Consider the following 22,562-nt stretch of genomic DNA (forward strand, 5'->3'; position numbering starts at 1 on the left):
AACATGAGCGCGAAAGTGCAAGGCAGAGAATTCCGTAAAGGAGAATCAATGAGTCAGGTATTATTGACCGGCGCGACCGGGTTAGTTGGCGGTCACTTACTCCGGCTGCTGCAGAATGAGCCCCGCATCAGCACCATCGCTGCCCCGACGCGTCGCCCACTGGCGCCGGCGGAAGGCGTGTTTAATCCGTACGATCCGCAGCTGACCGATGCCCTGGCGCAGGTGGTCGACCCGGTCGATATCGTCTTCTGCTGTCTGGGAACGACGCGCCGGGAAGCGGGAAGTAAAGAGGCCTTTGTCCATGCCGACTTTACGCTGGTTGTTGATACGGCGCTGACCGGCAAACGGCTAGGCGCTCAGCATATGCTGGTGGTCAGTGCGATGGGCGCTAACGCCCACTCGCCGTTTTTCTACAATCGGGTGAAGGGGGAAATGGAGGCGGCGCTGATCGAGCAGGGATGGCCGCGGCTGACCATTGCCCGGCCGTCGATGCTGTCAGGCGAGCGGGAAAAAAAACGGGCCAATGAGACCTTCCTCGAACCGCTGTTCCGACTCTTACCGGGGAACTGGAAATCCATTGCGGCCCGCGACGTGGCGATTGCCCTGCTGGAGGAGGCGCTGTCGCCCACTCACGAAGGGGTGCAAATTCTGTCATCGTCCGAGCTGCGGGAGCGCGCCGCGCGGCAGGCGGAATAGCGGTTTGCAAACGCAGGCTTCCGGCGTAGTATTCACGGCTTCAATTCATATCCACATTTCTTGCTGGGGAATGCTATGGCTGGTCAGTCTTCATCTCAGGCGGCGTCACCATTTCAATGGTGGAAACCCGCGCTTTTCTTTCTCGTCGTGATTGTCGGCCTGTGGTTCGTCAAATGGCAGCCGTACTACGGGAAAGCCTTCACTGCGGCGGAAACCCACAGTATCGGTAAATCCATTCTCGCCCAGGCCGACGCTAATCCGTTAAAGGCGGCGTGGGACTACGCGATGGTTTACTTCCTTGCCGTCTGGAAAGCGGCGGTGCTCGGCGTGCTGCTCGGGTCGCTGATTCAGGTGCTGATCCCGCGCGACTGGCTGCTGCGCACCCTGGGGCAATCGCGTTTTCAGGGGACGCTGCTGGGGGCGATTTTCTCGCTGCCAGGCATGATGTGCACCTGCTGCGCCGCGCCGGTCGCGGCCGGGATGCGCAAACAGCAGGTGTCGATGGGCGGGGCGCTGGCGTTCTGGATGGGCAATCCGCTGCTCAACCCGGCGACATTGGTGTTTATGGGCTTTGTTCTGGGCTGGCAGTTTGCGCTGGTTCGCCTGGTGGCGGGCCTGGCGACGGTGCTGATTGTCGCAACGCTGGTGCAAAAATGGGTAAAAGAGGCGGCGACGCAGCCTGCCGTGGTGCCTGAAGCGCAACCGGAAGCGGCCCAGGGCGGTTTCTTTAGCCGCTGGCTGCGGGCGCTGTGGACGTTGTTCTGGAACACCATCCCGGTTTATATCCTCGCGGTACTGGTGCTGGGGGCAGCGCGCGTCTGGCTGTTCCCGCACGCCGATGGCGTGGTGGATAATACCTTGTTCTGGGTCATCGCGATGGCGATCGCCGGCTGCCTGTTTGTGATCCCTACCGCGGCGGAAATTCCGATTGTCCAGACGATGATGCTGGCAGGGATGGGCGTCGCGCCGGCGCTGGCGCTGCTGATTACGTTGCCGGCGGTGAGCGTGCCGTCGCTGATTATGCTGCGCAAAGCCTTCCCGGCCAAAGCGCTGTGGCTGACCGGCGGGCTGGTGGCGCTGTGCGGCGCGATTGTCGGTGCGCTGGCGCTGGTGTAGTGTGCTGTAAACGTACGGATAGCCGGGTGGTGTGCCGGGCGGCGGCTACGCCTAACCCGGCACATAACGAACAGGGGACTGCAGCCCGGCTAAGCGTAGCGCCAGCCGGGAAACTGCAGCTTTATTTGATGTAGGTAAAGGCGGTAGTCACCCGGGACACGCCGCTCACCCGGCTGGCGATATCCGCCGCCGCGCGGCCTTCACGGTCGGTCACCAGCCCCATCAGGAAGACTTCGCTGTTTTCCGTGGTCACCTTCACGTTCGAGGATTTGACCTGATCGGTGCCCAGCAGCTGCGAACGCACCTTGGTGGTAATCCAGGTATCAGAAGAGGCGGTGCCTAAACCAATCGGCTGGCCCTGGCGCACTTCGTTAAACACTTCCGTGGTTCCTTCCACGCCCATGGCGATTTGCTTGGCGCGGGCTGAGAGGTCCGGCGTCGGCGACTGACCGGTCAGCAGGACTTTGCCCTGATAAGCGGTAACGTTGATGCGGGCCTGTTTCTTAATCTGTTCATCTTTCGACAAGGCGCTATTGACGCGCAGTTCCAGGGTGCTGTCATCGACCTGGGTTCCCACCGTACGCGGGTCCGTTGCGGCTTTAGTGCCGACTGCTGCCGTTCCGACTACCGCGGCGGCAACGCAGCCCTGCAGCAGTAGTGCAGAAAGCAGGATGGCGAGGGGCGAGAGAGCCTTCATGTGTTCTCCTTAATCGTCCTGGTGTGGAAAAAGAGTGTTATCTATCAAATCGCACAGACAGTTGACGGTCAGCATATGCATCTCCTGGATACGCGCGCTGCGGTGCGAGGGGATGCGAATTTCGACATCCTGCTGACCTAACAGGCCCGCCAGCTCACCGCCGTCATAGCCGGTCAACGCGACGATGGTCATGTCGCGGGTCACGGCGGCTTCCACTGCCTTGACGATGTCCCGGCTGTTACCGCGCGTGGAGATTGCCAGCAGCACATCGCCGGCGTGTCCCAGGGCGCGCACCTGCTTGGCGTAAATCTCGTCATGCAGGCGATCATTAGCGATGGCAGTTAAGACCACATTATCGGTGTTTAGTGCAATGGCGGGTAAACCAGGGCGTTCCGTTTCAAAACGATTAATCATGCTGGCAGCAAAATGCTGTGCGTTGGCGGCGGAAGTGCCATTACCACAACAGAGGATTTTGTTGCCGTTGAGCAGGGACTGCACGAGCGTCATCGCCGCCCGGGAGATGGCGTCCGGGAGTGCTTCTGCTGCGGCAATTTGGGTTTGAATGCTTTCGGTAAAGCAGGCTTTGATTCTGTCGAGCACGGGATCCCTTACTTCTGGTATTACGCTATTCGCCAAAGGCGTTTTTTAGCCATTGGATGTCGTTGCCGGTGAAGGCTACCACATCGAAACGGCAATCCACAGTCTCAAAGCTCCCATTCTGTCGGCAGAGCCACAAACGGGCGGCTTTAAGGAGGCGTTGCTGTTTTTGCGGGGTGACGCTGGCCGCCGCGTCACCGTACAGGGCGCTGCGGCGGTAGCGCACCTCGACAAAGACGGTGACGGCGCCGTCGCGCATGATGAGGTCAATTTCGCCGCCACGCTCGCGGGCGTTGGCGGCGATAAAACGCAGGCCCTGGCCTTCCAGCCAGCGGCGAGCACGGTTTTCCCATGCGTCGCCGGTCTGTTTGCTTAGCTGGCCGGGACGATTTGTCCCTGCTGGTACTTGAGCCATGACAGTTTCCTGTTAATCACGCAGTCCTGAGTCGCCGTCAGATCGCCGGTATTCCCGTTCAGCTCGAAGCCCGGCGTCTGGCGCATTTGCGTGAAGTGGTTTGCCAGCGACCAGGCGTCAGCGCCCATCGCATAAAGACGCGCCAGCGAGTAGTCATTGCGCACCGCAGACAGCGCCTGCTGCATCAGCGCCGGGTTGCTGCCAGCCAGCATCGGGATTTCGCTATACTGCAGGCCTTCCATCTCCAGACGGAAATCCGGACCTGCGGTGCCCTGCGCGCTGCGCGAGCTGGCGTACAGGGTGACATTGCTCTGGCTGCCGTTGCGCATCGCGATCATGGGTTTGATATAGCCAATCTGTTCCGGGGTGGCGAGGATGTAGGCCGCGTCGACGCTGCCGCCGCTGCTAACCGGCATCTCATCCGCACTGCCGAGGACGCTGTTCTGCGCTGATGGCAGGGTGGAGACCGGGGTGCCGCTCAGCGCAATGCCTCCTCCGCCGTTAACGCCGGCGCGCAGTTCCGCCGTGGAGCCAAAACGCTGCTGCAGGACGCTGGCGCCGCCCAGCTTCAGCCATTCGTCGGCAAACGCGTTGACCACACGATCGCCCAGCGCGCCGCGCGGAACCAGCAGCAACGGCGTCTGTTTGCCCTGTTGATGGATATGTCGGGCGGCGTCACGCGCTTCGTCTTCCGGCGACAGCGCGAAATAGCAGATATTAGCGCGGCCTTCGACCTTCTCCGGCTGGTTGAGCGCCAGCACGTTGAGCGGCGTATTGCTCTTGATAACATCTTCGACGTTCTCTTTCAGCAGCGGTCCGACGACGAGGGTGGCGCCGTCCTGCTGAGCCTGAGCAAGCAGCTGGCCGATCGGTTGGCTGGTGGTATCGTAAATTTTCAGTTCTGCCGAGGGGTTGGCGGCGGTGGCGACCACTGGCTGCGGCTGTGCGGCCGGGGCAGTGACCGGCTGGGTGGCCGGAGAGGCGGTGGTCTGCGGCGCGGCGACCGCTGCCGGGGCCTGAGCGGCCGGCTCCGCGGCTGGCGTTGCCTGGGTTTGCGCCGGGGCCTGCACCGGTTCAGCGCGACTTCCGGTAGCCGTAAGATCGGTAATTTCCGCCTGCGACGGGCTTACCACGTCATCATTACCGGACGCGTTCGCCGCCTGGGCGACCTGAGCGGGAACCGCGCTGCCCGTCACCGACGGCGCGCCGTTTTTGGCGGCTTCGAAGCCCTGCTGGATGGTACGGCCGAAGATCGACGCCTGGCCGTTCAGCGGCAGGAAAAGCGCAATCTTGTTGATGGAGGCGGGCTTATAGTTTTGCATGTTCACCAGCGCCGTCGGCAGCATTTTGGCGCCCGGGTTTTGCGGGTAGCGCGTCTGCCAGTCTTTGACGCCGGCTTTCAGCAGCGTGGGATCGTTGCGGTTGTCAAACCACATCCGCTGCAGATCCAGCCAGCCCTGGAGGGTATTTTCATCGGCATTGATCACCAGCGCATTGGCCTGATCCTGGGTCATCGCGGTCAGCGCTTGCCAGGTCGCGTCAATATTTTGCTGGCGCTGTTTGGCATCGCTCAGCAGCGGCTGCTGGGCGATTAAGGCGCGCAGCAGCGTAACCGATGGTTTACCCTGGCTGGCATCGATTTGCGCCTGCCAGTAGCGCGCCTGCTGAGGCTGCTCCAGGCTTGCCGGGTCAAGCTTAGCCAACAGCGTACGGGCCCCCTGATAGTCGTTCTGCGCCAGCTTCACTTCTATCGCCAGCAGTGACTGTTCACGGGCCTGGGTGCTGTCCAGGTTCGACGGCAGCTGGTTAAACAGGTCGATGGCCTGCTGCTTCTTTCCTTCCTGCAGCAGTGCACGAATGGCGAGTAATTGCCAGTTGGTCTTGCTATCATTCGTGCTTTGCTGCATCTGCTGCAAGTAGAAACTGGAGTTGGCCTGCGACGTACCCTGCATAAACGCCGTACTTTGATCCTGCGTGTGGGTGCCGCAGCCAGCAAAAAGAAGAGTAGCCAGCAATACGGGCAGACAGCGCGCGGGCTTAGAACGAAGAAATGTTGACGGTACCATAAGTGTCCAGTGATATTTTTTTGGCTCAATGCTCAATATTAAAACGGCAATACGGACGAGACAATGAAACAACACGAATCAGCGGATAATTCTCAGGGGCAGCTCTATATTGTGCCCACTCCGATAGGAAATCTGTCTGATATCACGCAGCGCGCACTGGAAGTGTTGCAAGTCGTTGATTTAATTGCTGCGGAGGATACCCGCCACACCGGTTTGCTGCTGCAGCATTTTGCGATTAACGCCCGCTTGTTTGCGCTTCATGACCATAACGAGCAGCAAAAGGCGGAAACACTTCTCGCTAAACTGAAAGAAGGGCAAAACATCGCGCTGGTCTCCGATGCCGGCACGCCGCTGATTAACGACCCAGGCTACCATCTGGTGCGCACCTGTCGTGAAGCGAATATTCGCGTCGTACCGCTGCCGGGACCCTGCGCGGCCATCGCCGCCCTCAGCGCCGCCGGTTTGCCCTCCGATCGTTTCTGCTATGAAGGCTTCCTGCCGGCGAAATCGAAAGGCCGTCGCGATACCCTGAAAGCGCTGGAAGAAGAGCCGCGCACCCTCATCTTCTACGAGTCGACCCACCGGCTGGTGGAGAGTCTGGAAGATATCTGCGCGGTACTGGGAGAATCCCGCTACGTGGTGCTGGCCCGCGAGCTAACCAAAACCTGGGAATCGATCCACGGGGCGCCGATTGGCGAGCTGGTGGCGTGGGTCAGGGAAGACGAAAACCGTCGCAAAGGCGAGATGGTGCTGATCGTCGAAGGCTTTAAGGCGCAGGAAGAGGCGCTGCCGGCGGCGGCGCTGCGTACCCTGGCGCTGCTGCAGGCGGAGCTGCCGCTGAAGAAAGCCGCTGCGCTGGCTGCGGAGATCCACGGTGTGAAGAAGAATGCGCTGTATAAGTATGCCCTGGAGCAGCAGGGGGAGTGATCCTGTAAAACCAGTGAAAGCCTGGCAAGCCGCCCTTGAGATTGTGAAGGGCGGCTTGAGCGTCATCCGACATGTCGGAAGAAATGTCGGAAGAAATGTCGGAAGAAAAGTGCAGCCCGCCTTCCTTGCCGCACAGCACCCCTAACCAACCAGCCCGGATAAATCCGGGCTTAACGTGGTTAAACCCTTACGCTCTCGATCAGGTCACCGGCGCCGGGTTAAACACCGCCAGCTGGTTATGCAGACCCCATTGATCGGAGAAGGTTTTCTTGCGTCCGCTGGCCACGTCGAGAATGAATTCGAACAGCTTCAGCCCCACATCCTCAATCGTCTCTTCGCCGGTGGCGATGGTGCCGGCGTTAATGTCCATTAAGTCATACCAGCGGTTAGCCAGCTCGGTACGGGTCGCCATTTTTATCACCGGGACCGCCATCAGTCCGTAAGGCGTGCCGCGGCCGGTGGTGAATACCTGCACCGTGATGCCAGAGGCCACCTGCTGGGTGCCGCAGACAAAATCGCTGGCGGGGGTGGCAGCGTAAATCAGGCCGCGTTTGGTCGGGCGCTGCCCAGGGGAAAGCACCTCAACGATGGCGCTTTTGCCTGATTTGGCAATCGACCCCAGCGCTTTTTCCACCACGTTGGCCAGACCGCCTTTCTTGTTGCCGGGTGAGGGGTTGGCGCTGCGGTCGGTTTTGCCCATGTCGAGATAGTTATCGTACCAGGCCATCTCTTCCAGCAGGCGTTGACCCACCTCTTCGTTGATTGCCCGCGGGGTCAGCAGATGGATAGCGTCGCGGACTTCGGTCACCTCTGAGAACATCACCGTCGCGCCGCAGCGCACCAGCAAATCGGAGGCGTAACCCACCGCCGGGTTGGCGGTCACGCCGGAGAAAGCGTCGCTGCCGCCGCACTGCATACCCACCACCAGCTCAGAGGCCGGGCAGGTTTCCCGCTGACGCTGGTTGAGTTTCGCCAGATGGCGCTCGGCGACCTGCAGAATGTCATCGACCATCGATTTAAAGCCCACGTGCTTTTCATCCTGCAGGCTGACGATGCTGGCGCTGTCCACCGGGATGCTTTTGACATCTTCGGTCCCCTGCAGCAGGCGTTCGGGCTGCAGCTTTTCACAGCCAAGGCCAATGACCATCACCTCGCCGCCGAAGTTCGGGTTAAGGGCGATATTGTGGATGGTGCGAATCGGCACCACCGCCGCTGGCGCATTAATCGCTACGCCGCAGCCATAGAGGTGATTCAGACCCACCACGCCGTCGACGTTGGGATAGTTCGGCAGCAGGTCGCGTTCAATGAGTTTCACCACGTAATCGACCACGCCCGCAACGCAGTGCACGCTGGTGGTGATACCCAGCAGATTTTTGGTGCCCACGCTGCCGTCGGCATTGCGGTAGCCTTCGAAGGTGTAGCCTTCCAGCGGCGGTAGCGGGGCGGGCACTTTGGTGGCCAGCGGCAGGGTGTTCAACGGCGGGGCGGTAGGCAACTCCACTAACGACTCGTCAATCCAGCTTCCCTGGGGGATGTCGCGCACCGCGAAGCCAATCACTTCTCCGTAACGGATAATTTCACCGCGGGCAGGGATATCCGCCAGGGCGACTTTATGCCCCTGTGGGATGTGCTCGATGAGCGTCAGGCCGTCCGGGAAACGCGTTCCGGCGGTCAATCCCCGATCGTTGACAATAATCGCCACATTATCTGTTGGGTCAACTTTTATATAAAACGCGGTCGGCGATGGTTGTCGAATTGAAATATCGGCCATTGTCCAGTTATCTCCAAACAGGTGCTAAAAATATAATTAAATGGTCATTCTGGCGCGGTAGAGCAGAATAATGAAATAAAGAATGTCAGGTGTGTCGGCATGAAGATGTGATCTAAATCACTCCTTATCGCCATGGACGCGTGCGGTGGGCGGGCAATCGTAAGAAGTGTGGATTAGCGCCCATGGCTTAAGGCGATTGCCCAACTTAAGCTTTTAAAAATGTATTTATATTGTGTTTATGCATAGTGTCTGGCGAGTTGGCGCTGACTATACTGAGTCGTGTTTTTGTGACGTCCGATATCTGCATGGTTGGCCTTTGAATCGCGGGTTAATAATTTAGCCGTGACCTAATGAATAATAAAAAATGGTTAATTTGCGATGGGCTGACATTTTCCGGACTCAAGGTCAGGGAATAAAAAAGGACACCCATTCGCCGGTTTACTCTGCGGATAATATTTGGGGTCAGGCGATACGCTTTTCCAGCCTGATGGGGCTCTCTCGCCGGGCTGGTGTTATAACGAATGAATTGCAGAAGTTAGCAACGGTTAACGCAAGGTAAAAATCATGGATAACGCAATTTTCCCGAACAAATTTAAGGCCGCGCTGGCGGCTCATCAGGTGCAGATTGGCTGCTGGTGCGCGCTGGCCAATCCGATTAGCACCGAGGTGTTGGGTCTGGCGGGTTTCGACTGGCTGGTACTGGACGCGGAACACGCGCCGAACGACGTCACCACGCTTATCCCGCAGCTTATGGCGCTGAAAGGCAGTTCCAGCGCTCAGGTGGTTCGCGTGCCGACCAACGAGCCCATCATTATTAAGCGCATGCTGGATATCGGCTTCTATAACTTCCTGGTGCCGTTTGTCGAGACGGCTGAACAGGCGGCGCAGGCGGTGGCTTCTACCCGCTATCCGCCGGAAGGGATCCGCGGGGTTTCCGTTTCCCATCGCGGCAATATGTTCGGCACCGTGCCGGACTACTTCGCCCAGTCCAATAAGAATATTTCCGTTCTGGTACAGATTGAGAGCCAGATCGGGGTGGACAACGTCGAGGCGATTGCCGCGACCGAAGGTGTCGACGGCCTGTTCGTCGGCCCGAGCGACCTGGCCGCCGCACTAGGTCATCTGGGCAATGCCGCCCATCCTGAGGTGCAGCGCGCCATCCAGCATATCTTCGCCAGCGCGAAGAAGCACGGTAAGCCAAGCGGCATTCTGGCGCCGGTGGAGGCCGATGCGCGGCGCTACCTGGAGTGGGGCGCCTCTTTTGTCGCCGTCGGCAGCGATCTGGGCGTCTTCCGTTCCGCAACCCAGAAACTTGCTGATGCCTTTAAAAAATAGTCACCAGGATGAAGAGAGAGAACAATATGACAATCAAAGTGGGTTTTATCGGTCTTGGCATTATGGGCAAGCCGATGAGCAAAAATTTGCTGAAGGCGGGTTACCCGCTGGTGGTGTCTGACCGTAACCCGGAAGCGATTGCCGACGTGATTGCCGCGGGCGCTGAGACCGCGACCACGCCGAAGGCGATTGCCGAGCAGTGCGACGTGATCATCACCATGCTGCCGAACTCGCCGCATGTCAAAGAGGTGGCGCTGGGGGAGAACGGCATTATTGAAGGCGCGAAACCGGGCACCGTGGTGATCGACATGAGCTCTATTGCGCCGCTGGCCAGCCGGGAAATCAGCGAAGCGCTGAAGGCTAAAGGCATTGATATGCTGGACGCGCCAGTAAGCGGCGGCGAACCAAAAGCGATCGACGGCACCCTGTCGGTAATGGTCGGCGGCGACAAGGCGATCTTCGACAAATATTACGAGCTGATGAAAGCGATGGCTGGCTCCGTGGTGCATACCGGCGACATCGGCGCGGGCAATGTGACCAAACTGGCTAATCAGGTGATTGTCGCCCTGAACATCGCAGCCATGTCCGAAGCGCTGACTCTGGCCACCAAAGCCGGCGTCAATCCGGATCTGGTTTATCAGGCGATCCGCGGTGGTCTGGCGGGGAGTACCGTGCTGGATGCCAAAGCGCCGATGGTGATGGATCGTAACTTCAAGCCGGGCTTCCGGATCGATCTGCATATTAAAGATCTGGCCAATGCGCTGGATACCTCCCACGGCGTGGGCGCTCAGCTGCCGCTGACGGCGGCGGTAATGGAGATGATGCAGGCGCTGCGTGCGGACGGTCTGGGCACCGCTGACCATAGCGCGCTGGCTTGTTACTACGAAAAGCTGGCGAAAGTGGAAGTGACTCGCTAACAAGAAAAGCTCTGCGCGGCCCGGTGGTTATGCCTGGCGCAACAGTATCAGACTGCCACGGCGGGGCGAGCCTGGACGCGGTATCGGCGTCGTCTTCCGCGTGTTTACCTCGGTTGCGACGCAGGAAGCGGCGTTTCGCGCGCGTTGGACAATATTTCTCGTGCGTCGCGCAATAGCGCTGCCGCCCTGCAGGGCGGGATGACGACAGAGGGATGACAACGGGCGGTAAACCCACTATACTGCGCGCCGAAGCTGACCAGACAGTCGCCGCTTCGTCGTCGTCCTCTTTCGGGGGGAGACGGGCGGAGGGGAGGAAAGTCCGGGCTCCATAGGGCAAGGTGCCAGGTAACGCCTGGGGGGTGTCACAGCCCACGACCAGTGCAACAGAGAGCAAACCGCCGATGGCCCGCGCAAGCGGGATCAGGTAAGGGTGAAAGGGTGCGGTAAGAGCGCACCGCGCGGCTGGTAACAGTCCGTGGCACGGTAAACTCCACCCGGAGCAAGGCCAAATAGGGGTTCATAAGGTACGGCCCGTACTGAACCCGGGTAGGCTGCTTGAGCCAGTGAGCGATTGCTGGCCTAGATGAATGACTGTCCACGACAGAACCCGGCTTACCGGTCAGTTTCACCACTTTACGCAAAACCCCGCTTCGGCGGGGTTTTTGCTATGTGAATCCGTGACGCGGATGAATGACTGTCCACGACGCTATACCCAAAGAAAGCGGCTTATCGGTCAGTTTCACCTCTTTACGCAAAACCCCGCTTCGGCGGGGTTTTGCTATCTGAATCCGTGACGCGGATGAATGACTGTCCACGACGCTATACCCAAAGAAAGCGGCTTATCGGTCAGTTTCAACTATCTCTATAAAACCTCTCGACGAAGGTGTTTATTTTTAATTTCAGTCGGTTGTAAATCAGGTTTGCAGAATATCCACTTTTAAACAGTTTTTTGGCTGCTTTAAACACCGGATTCGTTAATACTGTCACGCTACGATGTTTTATTGTCTATCCGTTAGTCTCCATTCCCTGATTTGCAGCGGTCATCATTCAGCTTAATGGATAGCAGGTTTATAGGTTATCCAGACAGGAGTGATAGACGTGAAAAATGTAGTATTATTCCCGCAGCTCAAATCGGCAATAGCCTGGCTTATCGGTCATGGTGAAACAATTATGCAGTTTGCCTGGAATATCGTGGCAGCGCTGATTATTCTTTTTGTCGGGCGAATGCTTGCAAAAGTCCTCGCTAAAGCCTTCGAGAAAATTCTCTTACGACGCAACGTCGATGCGACAATCGTTCATTTCTTTGCTGCGCTCGTTCGTTATATTACGATGGCTTTTGCGATAATCGCCGCATTAGGTCGGGTAGGGATTGAGACGTCGTCCATCATCGCGGTTATTGGCGCGGCAGGGCTGGCAATTGGTCTGGCGCTGCAAGGCTCGCTTTCTAACTTTGCCGCTGGTGTTCTGTTGGTCACTTTACGTCCTTTTCGGGCCGGCAATTTTGTACAGGTCGGCGCGATTTCTGGTATGGTGCAGTCCGTACATGTTTTTTCAACTACACTACTAACCGTTGATAATAAAGAAGTTATTATTCCAAATGGTAAAGTCATCGCCGACAGTATTGTGAATTATTCCTGCCATCCTTTTCGGCGAATCGATCTGACCCTCGGCGTGGCCAGCGAGACTAAAATTGTGCAGGTTAAGCAGGTCATTCAGGCTATCATTGATAGTGAAAAGCGAATCGATCAATCTCGTGGTACTACGGTTCGTCTGCTTGAAATGATGCCGGGCACACTTAACTTCACTGTTCGTGTCTGGGTGAAAAATAACGAATATTGGGAGACTTATTTTGATTTTCTTGAGGCGATTAAAGAAGCACTCGATGAACATCAGATCACCCTCGCCGCGCAACGGATGGATATTAATTTAACCTCCTCGGCGTTATCGGACCTAAAAAAATAAACAATGCGGATGTTTAGCTTATAGATCATTTGATCTATGAATGCATCCAACCCCTTTTACAATTATGTTCATGCTTTTTTACACATCGCCATTATTGTTCAGGGAATAATAGTGCGTCTTATCATGACGCACTTATACAGGATAATAAAATGACAAAAGTATCACGAGCTATATTATTGACCGCCGCCGTTGCCGGTTTTTCGCTGGCGGCGCAGGCCGCGGAAGAGACTGCGCCAGCACCCGCTAAGGACCCCATCGTCCAGCACTTAAAACTGACTCCCGATCAGGTGAGCAAAATTAACAGCCTGCATCAGCAAATGGAAAAAAACGTTGAGCAGATTTCACAGCAAGACATTAAAGATGGCGCGCTGATTAACGTGATTGATTCCGGTAAATGGAATGAGAAAGCGGTGAAGGATCAGCTGGCGGCATTCAGTAAAATTGATCAACAGGTACGTTATTATCGCGTGAAGTACTATTTTGATGTGAATCAGGTACTGACGCCGGAGCAGCGCACCCAGGTGAAAAAAGATCTTGCCGACGCGCTGAGTGAATAATGCCCTCAGCCCCTTTCGGGGCCGGTATTAGCGGCAGGCCACCAACGATAGCCGAATAATCCATGCTGCAGCTTCAGGCGAGACTTTCTTCATCCCGCAGGCGAATCTCCGCCTCGGCGACGATGGCTTCCAGTTCGCTAAGCATCTCATCATAACCAAAGCTGACGACGCCGACGGTTTCCGGCGGCGTCGGGGCTAGCGGCGTCGGAGACGCCTTTTTTCTGTTTTTCTTCTTACTCACTGACAGACTCCATCCCTTCCGTTGTTACACCGGTAAATCTATCAGCAAAGCGCGCAGCGGCGTATCGGCGACGAGGGTAATGTTAGCTTCGTCACGAATAAATGCCCCATCACCACAGGTGAGAGCCTGTTTGGGTTGTTCCTGCGCGACGGCATGGACGGTGCCGTGGATCGACTGCAGGTAGGCGCGCGGGCCATGCAATTGCACGTTGATCTGCTCACCTTTTTCCAGCGCGATGTGATAGACCCAGGCCTGCTGGCGAAGCTGGAGGCTATTATTCCCCCCATCCGGTGAGGCCAGCAGCTGTAGCGGCGCGTTGGCGACCTCGATTTTCTGCTGCAGCGGGTTTTCCCGCTGCGGGCAGGCATCGAGCCATAGCTGCATTCGCGTTAACGACTGCTCTTTGCTCAGATTGTGCTCGCTATAGCTCACGCCAGGCTGAGTGGCGATAATCAACGCGTCGCCGGCCCTGGCCTGCAGGTGATTGCCGTCGCTGTCGCGATACTCCGCTTCGCCTTCCAGAATCAGGTTCAGGATATCGACCTTGGGATACGTTCTGGCCTGGAACGAGGCCCCGGGGGCCAGCACTTCCTGATTGAGAACGCGTAAGGACGCGAAGCCCAGTAATTTTGGGTCGAAGTAGTGGCCAAAGGAGAAGGTGTAGCGGGCCTGCAGCCAGCCGAAGTCTGCTTGTCCGCATTGTTTGGCTGTTCGGGTAGTAATCATGTTCTTGACCTCTCTTTACACTAAATCAATGGTAAAGGTATGGACGCTGTATTGTTAGCCAGATATTCTGCCCGGTATGTTCAAATTTCCTGAATGAGAAAGCGATGGCTAAAGAGAGAGCATTAACGCTGGAAGCGTTACGCGTGATGGATGCGATCGACCGTCGCGGGAGCTTCGCTGCCGCGGCTGATGAACTGGGACGCGTGCCTTCCGCCCTGAGCTACACCATGCAAAAACTGGAGGAAGAGCTGGACGTGGTGCTGTTTGACCGCTCGGGTCATCGCACAAAGTTCACCAACGTCGGGCGTATGCTGCTGGAGCGCGGTCGCGTGCTGCTCGAGGCGGCGGACAAGCTCACCACCGATGCCGAAGCCCTGTCTCGCGGCTGGGAAACTCACCTGACGATCGTCACCGAAGCGCTGGTGCCCACGCCGGATCTGTTTCCGCTGATTGAGAAACTGGCGACCAAGTCCAACACCCAGCTGTCGATTATCACCGAGGTGCTGGCCGGCGCCTGGGAGCGGCTGGAGCAGGGGCGGGCGGATATCGTTGTCGCGCCGGATATGCATTTTCGTTCTTCCTCGGAGATTAACTCGCGCAAACTCTATTCGGTGCTCAGCGTGTACGTCGCGGCGCCGGACCACCCGATCCACCAGGAGCCTGAACCGCTCTCTGAGGTCACCCGCGTGAAATACCGTGGCGTCGCGGTGGCGGATACCGCGCGCGAGCGGCCCGTTCTCACCGTTCAGCTGCTGGATAAACAGCCGCGCTTAACGGTGAGCACCATCGAAGATAAGCGCCAGGCGCTGCTGGCCGGATTAGGCGTGGCGACCATGCCCTATCCGCTGGTGGAGAAGGATATTGCTGAAGGACGCTTGCGGGTGGTCAGTCCGGAATATACCAATGAAATTGACATTATCATGGCCTGGCGACGGGACAGCATGGGCGAAGCGAAGTCCTGGTGCCTGCGTGAGATCCCTAAGCTGTTTGCCGGCAGATAGTCGAGGACGCTCCTCCCGCTAGCGGGAGGAGCAGGAAGATCAGTAGGAAAAGGGTTTTGGATCGGGCCCGAATCGGTTGTTGCCTTCCGTTCCGCGCTGGCAGTTAAAGATCAGGATCACCAGCCAGCCGATGACCGGGATCAACAGCAGCAGCAGCCACCATGCCGAACGGTCGGTGTCGTGCAGACGCCGAAACTGCACCGCCCACCACGGTAAAAAGACCAGTATGCCATAGATGGTCGTCAGAATGCCTTCGCCGCCCGCCCGCTGCCAGCCCAGCATTTTATCGATGATGCTCAATACGCCGGTCAGGATGAGGTTGACCAGAATAAACATCCAGTACTCTTTGCGCCGCGCACGGCCGCCAAATCCTATATAGTTTTTTAATACCTTGAGATACCAGTCCATTTCTACGCCTCAATTAACCGTCAATCACTTGTTTTTTAAGCGATCGCAATAAGAATAGACGTGAATGAATGGTGGGTAAATATCTGTTTTCTGAATTATTGGGCGCCATCACTGGCGCCCGACGGATCAACGGAAGCGCTGGTCGCGACCGTGTGGTTCGCTGAGATCCTGCTGCGGCCCAATGGAGATGATGCCGGTAGGGTTAATGGTTTTATGGCTGCGGTAATAGTGGTGACGAATATGCGGAAAGCTCACCGTCTCCGCGATACCCGGCATCTGGTAGATGTCGCGCAGGAAGCCGTAGAGATTGAGATAATCGCTGATGCGTCGTTTGTCGCATTTAAAATGGGTCACATACACCGGGTCGAAGCGTACCAGCGTCGTCCACAGGCGAATATCCGCTTCCGTCAGCTGATTGCCCGTCAGGTAACGATGCTGACCGAGGATCTGCTCCAGTCGCTCCAGCGAGGTAAACACCGCATCCACCGCTTCGTCGTAAGCCTGCTGACTGGTGGCAAAGCCGGCTTTATACACGCCGTTATTGACGTTGTCATAGATCCAGCCGTTCAGTTCATCGATTTTTTCCCGCAGCGCCGGCGGGTAGTAATCCCCGGCTCTGGCGCCCAGGCCATCGAAGGCGGTATTAAACATACGGATGATTTCTGCCGACTCATTGCTGACGATGGTCTGCTGTTTTTTATCCCATAGTACCGGGACGGTGACGCGACCGGTGTAGTGCGGGTCGGCGTGCAGATACAGCTGATAGAGAAAATCGTGCTGATAAAGGGTGTCACCGGTGGCTTCCGGGAAGCTGTCGTCAAAAGTCCAGCCGTTTTCCAGCATCAGCGGATTGACCACGGAGACAGGGAGAAAAGGCTCCAGTCCTTTCAGCTTACGCATAATTAACGTGCGATGCGCCCACGGGCAGGCGAGAGAAACGTACAGATGATAGCGATCTTTTTCCGCCGCAAATCCCCCTTCACCACTCGGTCCGGCCGCGCCATCGGCGGTGAGCCAGTTACGGAAGGCGGAAACGGAACGCTTAAAACGCCCACCGGTGGATTTTGTGTCATACCAGGTATCCTGCCAGACGCCGTCGACTAATTGTCCCATCTTTATTCCTCCTTCAGACTTCAGATAGCAAAAGCGAGGAGTGGTCTCCTCGCTTTTTCATTCATTCAGTATAGTGCGCTTACCATTTCTTATTCAGTACACGGTCGATACTGAAGGCGCCCGGTCCGGTAATGGCCAGCAGCAGGTAACCGCCAGCGATGGTCAGGTTTTTCATGAACATCAGGGAGTTCACGCCTTCCGCAAAGTTGCTGTGGAACAGGAACGCGGTCAACAGCGTAAAGCCTGCGGTGAACAGCGCGGTGGTCCGGGTCAGGAAACCGAACAGAATCGCCAGTCCGCCGCCGAATTCAAGGAGAATGGTCAGCGGCAGCAGCGCACCCGGTACGCCCATGGCTTCCATATACTGCTGGGTTCCCGCATAACCGGTGATTTTGCCCCATCCTGCAGTGATAAACAGAATCGGCATCAGAATGCGCGCTACCAGTACACCAACATCTTCTAATTTTTTCATTTCTTACTCCAGAAAACCCAAAGGGCGGCGGTTTTGTTTTTTAGCGCAATCCCGCGTAGTTACGCGGTGTTGCTGTCGATGGAGAGGATAGTAGCGAGGCGGAGAGGGAATTGTTAGCAAGGAAAACTGTAGATCTAGTTCAAAGTTTCTGAGTAATCGGTAAGAGGGGGCGAAAAATGCCTCAACGCGATAGGTCACGACCGGCGCTGGTAAAGGCCTGGCCGGGCGGAATGGCATGGGATCAGAGGGCTGGCTGACCGCGGATGGCGGCCAGGGGGCAAGTTTTTACGCACGGCGTTGCGTATCGGGCGAGGAAGTGGCAGAGCGGGGCGCCGGGAAAAGCGCCCGCGCTCCGGGCGGCTAACGGACTGCCGACTGGCGCAGGATCCCGCGGACCAGCCGCCAGGTACTCCATAAACCCAGTCCGCGTTTGGTCCAGCGCATTAAAAAATGCGGGTGTCGGACGGACCACACGGCCATCAGACCGCTGCCCACCATCAGCCACGAACGTAAACTAAGCAGCGTATGCCAGCCGCGGTCTAAGGGCGCCGTCGCTTCCAGCCAGTGGCGGCGACAGGCGCTCAGCTCCAGCCGTTGCTGCTGGATCTGGCGCAGCAGCTGCGCCTTTTGCCGTTCACGCTCCTGTCGGCCATTCATGGTTTATCTTCCTCCAGAAGGGCACGGTCGTTCTCCAGCTCTCTTCGCGTCAGGCGCAGCAGCGTGGAGCGTCGCGCCTTACGTAAGGTAAGGATACCGACAATCGCGGCGGCGAGAAGCAGCACGACGGTGGTGGCGATCATGACGTGCAGGCGGTACTGAGCGTCAACGGCCCAGATAACCAGCACCAGCAGACTCATGAGGCCAAACGCGGCAAACAGCAGCGTCAGTCCGGTCATGATCAGCAGCTGGAAGAGGTTGGCTTTCTCCTCCTCCAGCTCCACGACGACCAGGCGCAGCCGTGTTTCCACCATTTCGACCAGCAGCGTAACGATACGCTGGCCAATGGAGAAGACGCGCTGACCCGGCCCCTGCGTGTGTTGAGTATTCGCCATAATCAGCGACGCGACAGCAGGACACCCAGCACCAGCCCGACGGCGGCGCCAATCCCGACCCCTGTCCACGGATTTTCGCGAACATAATCATCCGCTCGCGCGGCGGTCTCACGAGTTTGACGCAGAATCGCTTCGCTGGTCTCACCCAGACGGGCGCGGCTCTCTTTCAGCGCACTCTCGGCTTTACTGCGCAGTTTACCCATCTCTTCTTTCGACTTGTCCGCCGAGGAATTCAGTACTTCCTCCAGGGTGTCCGCCAGCGTTTTCAGTTCTGCACGAAGGTCGTCAGTCACATTCTCTTTAGCCATGTCGTTCTCCTGTAGCGTGGTCCGTATTGCGAAAGTTAATAGTGATTAGTAATCCCGAGACTCCAGCGTTTTCAACTCCTGTTGCGCTTCATTGAGTTTATGCTGGCGTTTGTTGATTTTGTCCGCATCGCCTTTCTTCCGGGCTTCCTGCAGATCGCGCTGACGTTCAGCGATCTCTTCCCGCTGTTTGGCAATTTTTTGCTGATGATCGGCTTTGAGTTTACTGTCGCTGCAGTTCTCCCGTACCTGGCGTAGTGCGGTATTTAGCCCATCAATGCGACTTTGATTGTGATGCTTTTCGGCATAGCTGATCTCTCGTTGAATATCCTGCTCTTTTTCCTGGCAGGGAGAGGCGGCTATGGCGCTGGCGCTAAGTGAAGACAGGGCCAGAAGCAGAGCGATGCGGTGTTTCATGGATAGTACCTTCCATTGTCTTAGGGGATACCCGGAGGATAAACCCGTTCCCGTTGGTAAACGTGAATGCGTTGATTCACGCAGGTTTAAGCATAGTAACAAATGCGGGAAACCACCAGACTGCGTTGAAAACGCAGTCTGACGGCCGTTTACCCGAGCCGATGCGGCGCGTCGCGCAGGCGGGATAACCAGGCGGTGGGCGAGTTATCGTCTTCCAGCAAGGCGATAATATAACCATGAGGCAGAGCGCGGCCGAGAACCTCTTTCGCCGCCGCGCCCTGGGCGGTGGAATCAAACTTAATCAGCAGGCCATCCTTTTGCGGCGTAATGCTCTTGAAGCGGATACCGTTGGCGTCGAGGTGATGCCAGACGGAGAAACCATCCGGCATACTGACGCCCTGGCCAACCGGACGGATCGCCAGCGTGGCCTCTTGCTGCTGCACCGCCAGCCATAGCCAGAACAGCGCGCAGAGCAGAAGAGAGCCACCCAGCAGCCAGCTGAGCTGGCGCAGGGAAGGGCGTTTTATGACCATCATTAGCCCCGGCTTCTGTATTTTTTCTTCCACAGCACCACCAGCGAGCCGACCAGTCCGAAGACCAACAGCGCAACCGGCAGGAGCATCAGGCAGGACATCAGCTGATCTTCATACTTAAGGAATACCGGGGTTTTGCCCAGCAGATAGCCCAGCGAGGTCAGGATGAGCACCCACAGCAGGCCGCTCATCCAGTTAAAGAACTGAAAGCGGGCGTTATTGAGGCCGGAAAGCCCGGCGATGGTCGGCAGCAGCGTGCGCACGAAGGCGATGAAGCGGCCGATCAGCAGCGCGGAGAGCCCATGTTTATGAAACAGGTGATGCGCGCGCTGATGATAGTGAGAGGGCAGATGCGACAGCCAGTTTTGCACGATCCGCGTATTGCCCAACCAACGCCCCTGGATGTAGCTCAGCCAGCAGCCGAGGCTGGCGGCGGCAGTGAGCAGCAGCAACGTTTCCGGAAAGCCCATCGCCCCTTTGGCGATCAGCACGCCCACGAGCACAAGCAGGCTGTCCCCCGGCAAAAACGCGGCAGGCAGTAACCCGTTCTCAAGGAACAAAATCATAAACAAGACAAAATACAGCATGCCAATCATGGAGGGATTCGCGAGCGTTTCGTAATCCTGAGCCCACAAGGCATTCAATAACTGGGTTAATAGTTCCATTCACGATTCCTGGTACATCGGTTAACGGCACGTCTGAGCGCGCGGCATGTAGGGCGACAAGATTTTTATGAGATTATGGTCGCTGCTTCGGCGCTCTGAACGCTTCCCTGTATAAAATTGAAGTAAGTCGATACCTACTCCCAGAACGGCAAAATGCATCTAATTGTAACAAATCACCTGACTTTCCGTCAGAGAAATTGCAAGGTGTTGCTCGTTGATTTTGCTGATTGCGGCGATGGGAGGCGAGAGGATTTACACAGGCTGACACTATATATGTTTTGCTTACCCCAGCCTGTCTGGGGAACAGGCGCGCAGGGGCCGCGCGCCGGGGAGATAAAGGCTTATTTCGCGCCGTTGGCCGCGGTATCGAGATGAACCACCGGGTTTTCGGCAAATAAGTAGCGATCGGCATTAAATTCAAAGTCGTCGCTGGTTTCGTTAAACAGCATTTGCTTGGTATTTTCCAGATGCTGCCACATCGCCAGTTTGGCGGCGTTCGGATCTTTACGCAGCAGAGCCTTCAGGATCTGATCGTGGTCGTCGCACCAGTTATCGACGGTGCGCAGGTCGATATGCTCATGCAGCTTTTTCCAGTACGGGTTATGCACGCGCTGGGTCCACATTTTTTCCACGATCGCCGCCAGGGCGCTATTCTGCGTGGCCAGCGCCACCTGGACGTGAAACTGCAGATCCCATTCGGAGTCGCGGAAACACTTCTCGTTGCGCGCTTTCTCCTGAATCTCCATCAGCTTCATGATGTCCTGCTTGGTCACCTGAGTGGCCGCGAATTCGGCGATATTGCTTTCAATAAGCTGCCGCGCCTGCAGCAGCTCAAAGGGGCCATAGTTGGCGAACTCCAGGCTTTCATCGGCCACCTGCTGGTATTTCGGATGGTTGGAGATGACGTGAATGCCCGACCCTTTACGGACTTCGACATAGCCTTCCACTTCCAGCATGATGATGGCTTCACGAACCACGGTGCGGCTAACGTTTTTTTCATCGGCGATAAAGCGCTCGGCGGGCAGCTTATCCCCTACAAGGTAGACACCTTGTTCGATGCGCATCTTCAGCTCAGCGGCAAGTTGCTGATAAAGACGGCGTGGTTCAATGATTTCCATATTCGCTCCCGCAAGATGGCGACAATATTCGATTTGTTATACCACTTTTACGCGATTTCCACCACTGGCAGGGATGAAAAAGCCGCCTGAGAAGGCGGCTTGGCAGGCGATCACCTCAGTATAAGCGTCTCTAACTCTGGGTGGCCGGTTTGCGGCTGCTAAGCGGCGTCGTGTCATCGTCAGCCGGTTTGTTTTTCAGCACCGTCCAGATGACCAGCGCGCCCAGCAGGTCAAAGACCGCCAGTACCGCAAACAGCGGGCTGAAGCCGATGGTGTCTGCCAGCGCGCCGACGACCAGGGCGAACATGGTGCTCGCCAGCCAGGCGGCCATCCCGGTCAGACCGTTGGCGGTAGCGACTTCGTTACGGCCAAAGACGTCGGAAGAGAGGGTAATCAGCGCCCCGGACAGCGCCTGGTGAGCAAACCCGCCGATGCACAGCAGGGCAATCGCCACGTACGGGCTGGTGAACAGGCCGATCATCCCCGGGCCAATCATCAGCAGGGCGCCCATGGTGACCACCATTTTACGCGACACGATCAGGTTAACGCCGAACCAGCGCTGGAACAGCGGCGGCAGGTATCCACCGACGATGCAGCCGAGGTCGGCGAACAGCATCGGCATCCAGGCGAACATCGCGATCTCTTTCAGGTTAAAGCCGTAAACCTTAAACATGAACAGCGGGATCCAGGCGTTAAAGGTCCCCCAGGCCGGCTCGGCGAGGAAGCGCGGCAGGGCGATACCCCAGAACTGACGGTTGCGCAGGATCTCCCACGGCGACATTTTCTTCGCGTTATTGGTCTGGTGTTGAGACTCCTGGCCGCCAATGATGTAGTCGCGTTCTTCGTCAGATAATTTCTTCTGGTCGCGCGGGTGTTTGTAGAAGATCAGCCAGGCGATGGCCCAGGCGAAGCTCAGAACCCCGGAGATAATGAACGCCATCTGCCAGCTGTGCATGACGATCGCCCACACCACCAGCGGCGGCGCGATCATGGCGCCGATAGAGGAACCTACGTTGAAGTAGCCCACCGCGATAGAGCGCTCTTTTGCCGGGAACCATTCGGAGCTGGCTTTCAGCCCGGCGGGGATCATCGCCGCTTCCGCCGCGCCCACCGCGCCGCGGGCCAGCGCCAGTCCGCCCCAGCTGCCGGCGAGGGCGGTCGAGCCGCAGAATATCGCCCAGGCGATAGCGAAGAAGGCATAGCCGACTTTAGTCCCCAGAATATCAAGGACATAACCTGCGACAGGCTGCATGACGGTATAGGCAGCGGAATAGGCTGCAATGATATAGGAGTACTGTTGGGTCGAGATGTGTAACTCTTCCATCAGCGTCGGCGCGGCCGCCGCCACGGTGTTACGGGTCAGGTAGCCCAGCACGGTGCCCAGCGTCACCAGTGCGATCATGTACCAACGTAACCCTTTAATTTTACGCATGTAAACCTCATCGTCTGTAATTT

General features: G+C 57.3%; 26 protein-coding genes and 1 other RNA gene. 9 read left to right on the plus strand and 18 right to left on the minus strand.

Translation table 11 applies throughout. The features are described 5' to 3' along the window. Positions 1-48 precede the first annotated feature (48 nt). Positions 49-696 (plus strand): NAD(P)H-binding protein, encoded by a 648-nt coding sequence (locus K5R89_RS00550; protein ID WP_023291107.1) that lies wholly within the window; start codon positions 49-51, stop codon positions 694-696. A gap of 75 nt (positions 697-771) precedes the next feature. Beyond that, positions 772-1,812, plus strand: a complete 1,041-nt coding sequence (locus K5R89_RS00555) for a permease (protein WP_023291106.1) — start codon at positions 772-774, stop codon at positions 1,810-1,812. A 121-nt stretch (positions 1,813-1,933) separates the two neighbouring features. Here the strand turns inward: K5R89_RS00555 and dolP are convergent, their stop codons facing one another. The 4 genes from dolP to K5R89_RS00575 are packed head-to-tail and all read right to left on the minus strand — an operon-like array spanning position 1,934 to position 5,587. Next, complete coding sequence (gene dolP / locus K5R89_RS00560) at positions 1,934-2,509, minus strand: division/outer membrane stress-associated lipid-binding lipoprotein (protein WP_023291105.1); 576 nt, start codon at positions 2,507-2,509, stop codon at positions 1,934-1,936. Positions 2,510-2,518: 9 nt separating this feature from the next. Continuing rightward, positions 2,519-3,109, minus strand: coding sequence for a DnaA initiator-associating protein DiaA (gene diaA / locus K5R89_RS00565; protein WP_002918211.1), 591 nt, complete (start codon positions 3,107-3,109; stop codon positions 2,519-2,521). Positions 3,110-3,134: 25 nt separating this feature from the next. Continuing rightward, positions 3,135-3,521: a YraN family protein gene (locus tag K5R89_RS00570; protein WP_044524830.1), complete on the minus strand. Its 387-nt coding sequence runs from the start codon at positions 3,519-3,521 to the stop codon at positions 3,135-3,137. Further along, the gene (locus tag K5R89_RS00575; RefSeq protein WP_049014791.1) at positions 3,479-5,587 is read right to left on the minus strand and encodes a penicillin-binding protein activator; all 2,109 of its coding nucleotides are present in this window, start codon (positions 5,585-5,587) and stop codon (positions 3,479-3,481) included. The genes K5R89_RS00570 and K5R89_RS00575 overlap by 43 nt, the downstream gene beginning before the upstream one ends. Positions 5,588-5,650: 63 nt before the next feature. Between K5R89_RS00575 and rsmI the strand changes: the two genes are divergently transcribed. After that, positions 5,651-6,514 (plus strand): 16S rRNA (cytidine(1402)-2'-O)-methyltransferase, encoded by an 864-nt coding sequence (rsmI, locus tag K5R89_RS00580; protein ID WP_151819682.1) that lies wholly within the window; start codon positions 5,651-5,653, stop codon positions 6,512-6,514. A gap of 199 nt (positions 6,515-6,713) precedes the next feature. On the opposite strand, the gene garD is transcribed toward rsmI, so the two are convergent. Beyond that, entirely contained in the window at positions 6,714-8,285 is a 1,572-nt protein-coding gene (gene garD, locus K5R89_RS00585; RefSeq protein ID WP_023291101.1) for a galactarate dehydratase, read from the minus strand. Positions 8,286-8,849: 564 nt separating this feature from the next. Here garD and garL point away from each other — a divergent pair. The 5 genes from garL (at position 8,850) to K5R89_RS00610 (ending at position 13,056) form a co-directional block, all read left to right on the plus strand. After that, positions 8,850-9,620 carry a 2-dehydro-3-deoxyglucarate aldolase gene (gene garL, locus K5R89_RS00590; protein WP_049014794.1) on the plus strand — a complete coding sequence of 257 codons (771 nt, stop codon included), beginning with the start codon at positions 8,850-8,852 and terminating at the stop codon, positions 9,618-9,620. A gap of 26 nt (positions 9,621-9,646) precedes the next feature. Beyond that, the gene (gene garR, locus K5R89_RS00595; protein WP_117133991.1) at positions 9,647-10,537 is read left to right on the plus strand and encodes a 2-hydroxy-3-oxopropionate reductase; all 891 of its coding nucleotides are present in this window, start codon (positions 9,647-9,649) and stop codon (positions 10,535-10,537) included. A gap of 248 nt (positions 10,538-10,785) precedes the next feature. Further along, positions 10,786-11,168, plus strand: an RNA gene (gene rnpB, locus K5R89_RS00600) — RNase P RNA component class A. 467 nt (positions 11,169-11,635) lie between these two features. Beyond that, positions 11,636-12,499, plus strand: coding sequence for a mechanosensitive ion channel domain-containing protein (locus K5R89_RS00605; protein WP_101990517.1), 864 nt, complete (start codon positions 11,636-11,638; stop codon positions 12,497-12,499). Positions 12,500-12,648: 149 nt separating this feature from the next. Continuing rightward, positions 12,649-13,056, plus strand: a complete 408-nt coding sequence (locus K5R89_RS00610) for a Spy/CpxP family protein refolding chaperone (protein ID WP_049013644.1) — start codon at positions 12,649-12,651, stop codon at positions 13,054-13,056. Between the two features lie 73 nt (positions 13,057-13,129). On the opposite strand, the gene K5R89_RS00615 is transcribed toward K5R89_RS00610, so the two are convergent. Further along, entirely contained in the window at positions 13,130-13,297 is a 168-nt protein-coding gene (locus K5R89_RS00615) for a hypothetical protein (protein ID WP_004206134.1), read from the minus strand. A gap of 24 nt (positions 13,298-13,321) precedes the next feature. Next, entirely contained in the window at positions 13,322-14,023 is a 702-nt protein-coding gene (locus K5R89_RS00620) for a pirin family protein (protein WP_023291096.1), read from the minus strand. Positions 14,024-14,127: 104 nt separating this feature from the next. On the opposite strand from K5R89_RS00620, the gene K5R89_RS00625 reads away from it, so the two are divergent. Next, the gene (locus tag K5R89_RS00625) at positions 14,128-15,024 is read left to right on the plus strand and encodes a LysR family transcriptional regulator (RefSeq protein WP_004144865.1); all 897 of its coding nucleotides are present in this window, start codon (positions 14,128-14,130) and stop codon (positions 15,022-15,024) included. Positions 15,025-15,063: 39 nt separating this feature from the next. On the opposite strand, the gene K5R89_RS00630 is transcribed toward K5R89_RS00625, so the two are convergent. The 11 genes from K5R89_RS00630 to K5R89_RS00680 all read right to left on the minus strand — a co-directional run bounded on the left by K5R89_RS00630 (position 15,064) and on the right by K5R89_RS00680 (position 22,539). After that, positions 15,064-15,432 carry a DUF805 domain-containing protein gene (locus K5R89_RS00630; protein WP_017900662.1) on the minus strand — a complete coding sequence of 123 codons (369 nt, stop codon included), beginning with the start codon at positions 15,430-15,432 and terminating at the stop codon, positions 15,064-15,066. Between the two features lie 126 nt (positions 15,433-15,558). Next, positions 15,559-16,545: a glutathione S-transferase family protein gene (locus tag K5R89_RS00635; RefSeq protein ID WP_023291095.1), complete on the minus strand. Its 987-nt coding sequence runs from the start codon at positions 16,543-16,545 to the stop codon at positions 15,559-15,561. A gap of 79 nt (positions 16,546-16,624) precedes the next feature. Further along, the gene (locus K5R89_RS00640) at positions 16,625-17,017 is read right to left on the minus strand and encodes a DoxX family protein (RefSeq protein ID WP_002917920.1); all 393 of its coding nucleotides are present in this window, start codon (positions 17,015-17,017) and stop codon (positions 16,625-16,627) included. Positions 17,018-17,377: 360 nt separating this feature from the next. Further along, positions 17,378-17,674 (minus strand): YqjK-like family protein, encoded by a 297-nt coding sequence (locus K5R89_RS00645; RefSeq protein WP_023291094.1) that lies wholly within the window; start codon positions 17,672-17,674, stop codon positions 17,378-17,380. Next, positions 17,671-18,069 carry a phage holin family protein gene (locus tag K5R89_RS00650; RefSeq protein ID WP_023291093.1) on the minus strand — a complete coding sequence of 133 codons (399 nt, stop codon included), beginning with the start codon at positions 18,067-18,069 and terminating at the stop codon, positions 17,671-17,673. The genes K5R89_RS00645 and K5R89_RS00650 overlap by 4 nt, the downstream gene beginning before the upstream one ends. Before the next feature lie 2 nt (positions 18,070-18,071). Continuing rightward, positions 18,072-18,377, minus strand: a complete 306-nt coding sequence (locus K5R89_RS00655) for a YqjD family protein (protein ID WP_002917916.1) — start codon at positions 18,375-18,377, stop codon at positions 18,072-18,074. 45 nt (positions 18,378-18,422) lie between these two features. Then, entirely contained in the window at positions 18,423-18,791 is a 369-nt protein-coding gene (locus tag K5R89_RS00660) for a DUF1090 domain-containing protein (protein ID WP_004206124.1), read from the minus strand. Positions 18,792-18,940: 149 nt separating this feature from the next. After that, positions 18,941-19,318, minus strand: a complete 378-nt coding sequence (mzrA, locus tag K5R89_RS00665; RefSeq protein ID WP_072096611.1) for an EnvZ/OmpR regulon moderator MzrA — start codon at positions 19,316-19,318, stop codon at positions 18,941-18,943. An 8-nt stretch (positions 19,319-19,326) separates the two neighbouring features. Next, positions 19,327-19,989 (minus strand): DedA family general envelope maintenance protein YqjA, encoded by a 663-nt coding sequence (gene yqjA / locus K5R89_RS00670; RefSeq protein ID WP_023291090.1) that lies wholly within the window; start codon positions 19,987-19,989, stop codon positions 19,327-19,329. 341 nt (positions 19,990-20,330) lie between these two features. Next, complete coding sequence (gene exuR, locus K5R89_RS00675; RefSeq protein ID WP_065812767.1) at positions 20,331-21,107, minus strand: transcriptional regulator ExuR; 777 nt, start codon at positions 21,105-21,107, stop codon at positions 20,331-20,333. A gap of 130 nt (positions 21,108-21,237) precedes the next feature. After that, positions 21,238-22,539, minus strand: a complete 1,302-nt coding sequence (locus K5R89_RS00680) for an MFS transporter (RefSeq protein ID WP_023291089.1) — start codon at positions 22,537-22,539, stop codon at positions 21,238-21,240. Positions 22,540-22,562 lie beyond the last annotated feature (23 nt).

It is taken from the genome of Klebsiella sp. TF21-TM (genome assembly GCF_019753495.1).
Lineage (GTDB): Bacteria > Pseudomonadota > Gammaproteobacteria > Enterobacterales > Enterobacteriaceae > Klebsiella > Klebsiella quasipneumoniae.

What these genes read in the sequence shown, in the direction of transcription:
- exuR (WP_065812767.1), bottom strand. Translation starts at nt 21,107, where the DNA reads ATGGAAATCATTGAACCACGCCGTCTTTATCAGCAACTTGCCGCTGAG.
- yqjA (WP_023291090.1), bottom strand. Translation starts at nt 19,989, where the DNA reads ATGGAACTATTAACCCAGTTATTGAATGCCTTGTGGGCTCAGGATTAC.
- K5R89_RS00575 (WP_049014791.1), bottom strand. Translation starts at nt 5,587, where the DNA reads ATGGTACCGTCAACATTTCTTCGTTCTAAGCCCGCGCGCTGTCTGCCC.
- K5R89_RS00630 (WP_017900662.1), bottom strand. Translation starts at nt 15,432, where the DNA reads ATGGACTGGTATCTCAAGGTATTAAAAAACTATATAGGATTTGGCGGC.
- K5R89_RS00645 (WP_023291094.1), bottom strand. Translation starts at nt 17,674, where the DNA reads ATGAATGGCCGACAGGAGCGTGAACGGCAAAAGGCGCAGCTGCTGCGC.
- K5R89_RS00570 (WP_044524830.1), bottom strand. Translation starts at nt 3,521, where the DNA reads ATGGCTCAAGTACCAGCAGGGACAAATCGTCCCGGCCAGCTAAGCAAA.
- K5R89_RS00640 (WP_002917920.1), bottom strand. Translation starts at nt 17,017, where the DNA reads ATGAAAAAATTAGAAGATGTTGGTGTACTGGTAGCGCGCATTCTGATG.
- K5R89_RS00680 (WP_023291089.1), bottom strand. Translation starts at nt 22,539, where the DNA reads ATGCGTAAAATTAAAGGGTTACGTTGGTACATGATCGCACTGGTGACG.
- K5R89_RS00550 (WP_023291107.1), top strand. Translation starts at nt 49, where the DNA reads ATGAGTCAGGTATTATTGACCGGCGCGACCGGGTTAGTTGGCGGTCAC.
- K5R89_RS00625 (WP_004144865.1), top strand. Translation starts at nt 14,128, where the DNA reads ATGGCTAAAGAGAGAGCATTAACGCTGGAAGCGTTACGCGTGATGGAT.
- garL (WP_049014794.1), top strand. Translation starts at nt 8,850, where the DNA reads ATGGATAACGCAATTTTCCCGAACAAATTTAAGGCCGCGCTGGCGGCT.
- K5R89_RS00610 (WP_049013644.1), top strand. Translation starts at nt 12,649, where the DNA reads ATGACAAAAGTATCACGAGCTATATTATTGACCGCCGCCGTTGCCGGT.
- K5R89_RS00555 (WP_023291106.1), top strand. Translation starts at nt 772, where the DNA reads ATGGCTGGTCAGTCTTCATCTCAGGCGGCGTCACCATTTCAATGGTGG.
- K5R89_RS00635 (WP_023291095.1), bottom strand. Translation starts at nt 16,545, where the DNA reads ATGGGACAATTAGTCGACGGCGTCTGGCAGGATACCTGGTATGACACA.
- K5R89_RS00655 (WP_002917916.1), bottom strand. Translation starts at nt 18,377, where the DNA reads ATGGCTAAAGAGAATGTGACTGACGACCTTCGTGCAGAACTGAAAACG.
- rsmI (WP_151819682.1), top strand. Translation starts at nt 5,651, where the DNA reads ATGAAACAACACGAATCAGCGGATAATTCTCAGGGGCAGCTCTATATT.
- K5R89_RS00660 (WP_004206124.1), bottom strand. Translation starts at nt 18,791, where the DNA reads ATGAAACACCGCATCGCTCTGCTTCTGGCCCTGTCTTCACTTAGCGCC.
- garD (WP_023291101.1), bottom strand. Translation starts at nt 8,285, where the DNA reads ATGGCCGATATTTCAATTCGACAACCATCGCCGACCGCGTTTTATATA.
- garR (WP_117133991.1), top strand. Translation starts at nt 9,647, where the DNA reads ATGACAATCAAAGTGGGTTTTATCGGTCTTGGCATTATGGGCAAGCCG.
- K5R89_RS00620 (WP_023291096.1), bottom strand. Translation starts at nt 14,023, where the DNA reads ATGATTACTACCCGAACAGCCAAACAATGCGGACAAGCAGACTTCGGC.
- K5R89_RS00650 (WP_023291093.1), bottom strand. Translation starts at nt 18,069, where the DNA reads ATGGCGAATACTCAACACACGCAGGGGCCGGGTCAGCGCGTCTTCTCC.
- dolP (WP_023291105.1), bottom strand. Translation starts at nt 2,509, where the DNA reads ATGAAGGCTCTCTCGCCCCTCGCCATCCTGCTTTCTGCACTACTGCTG.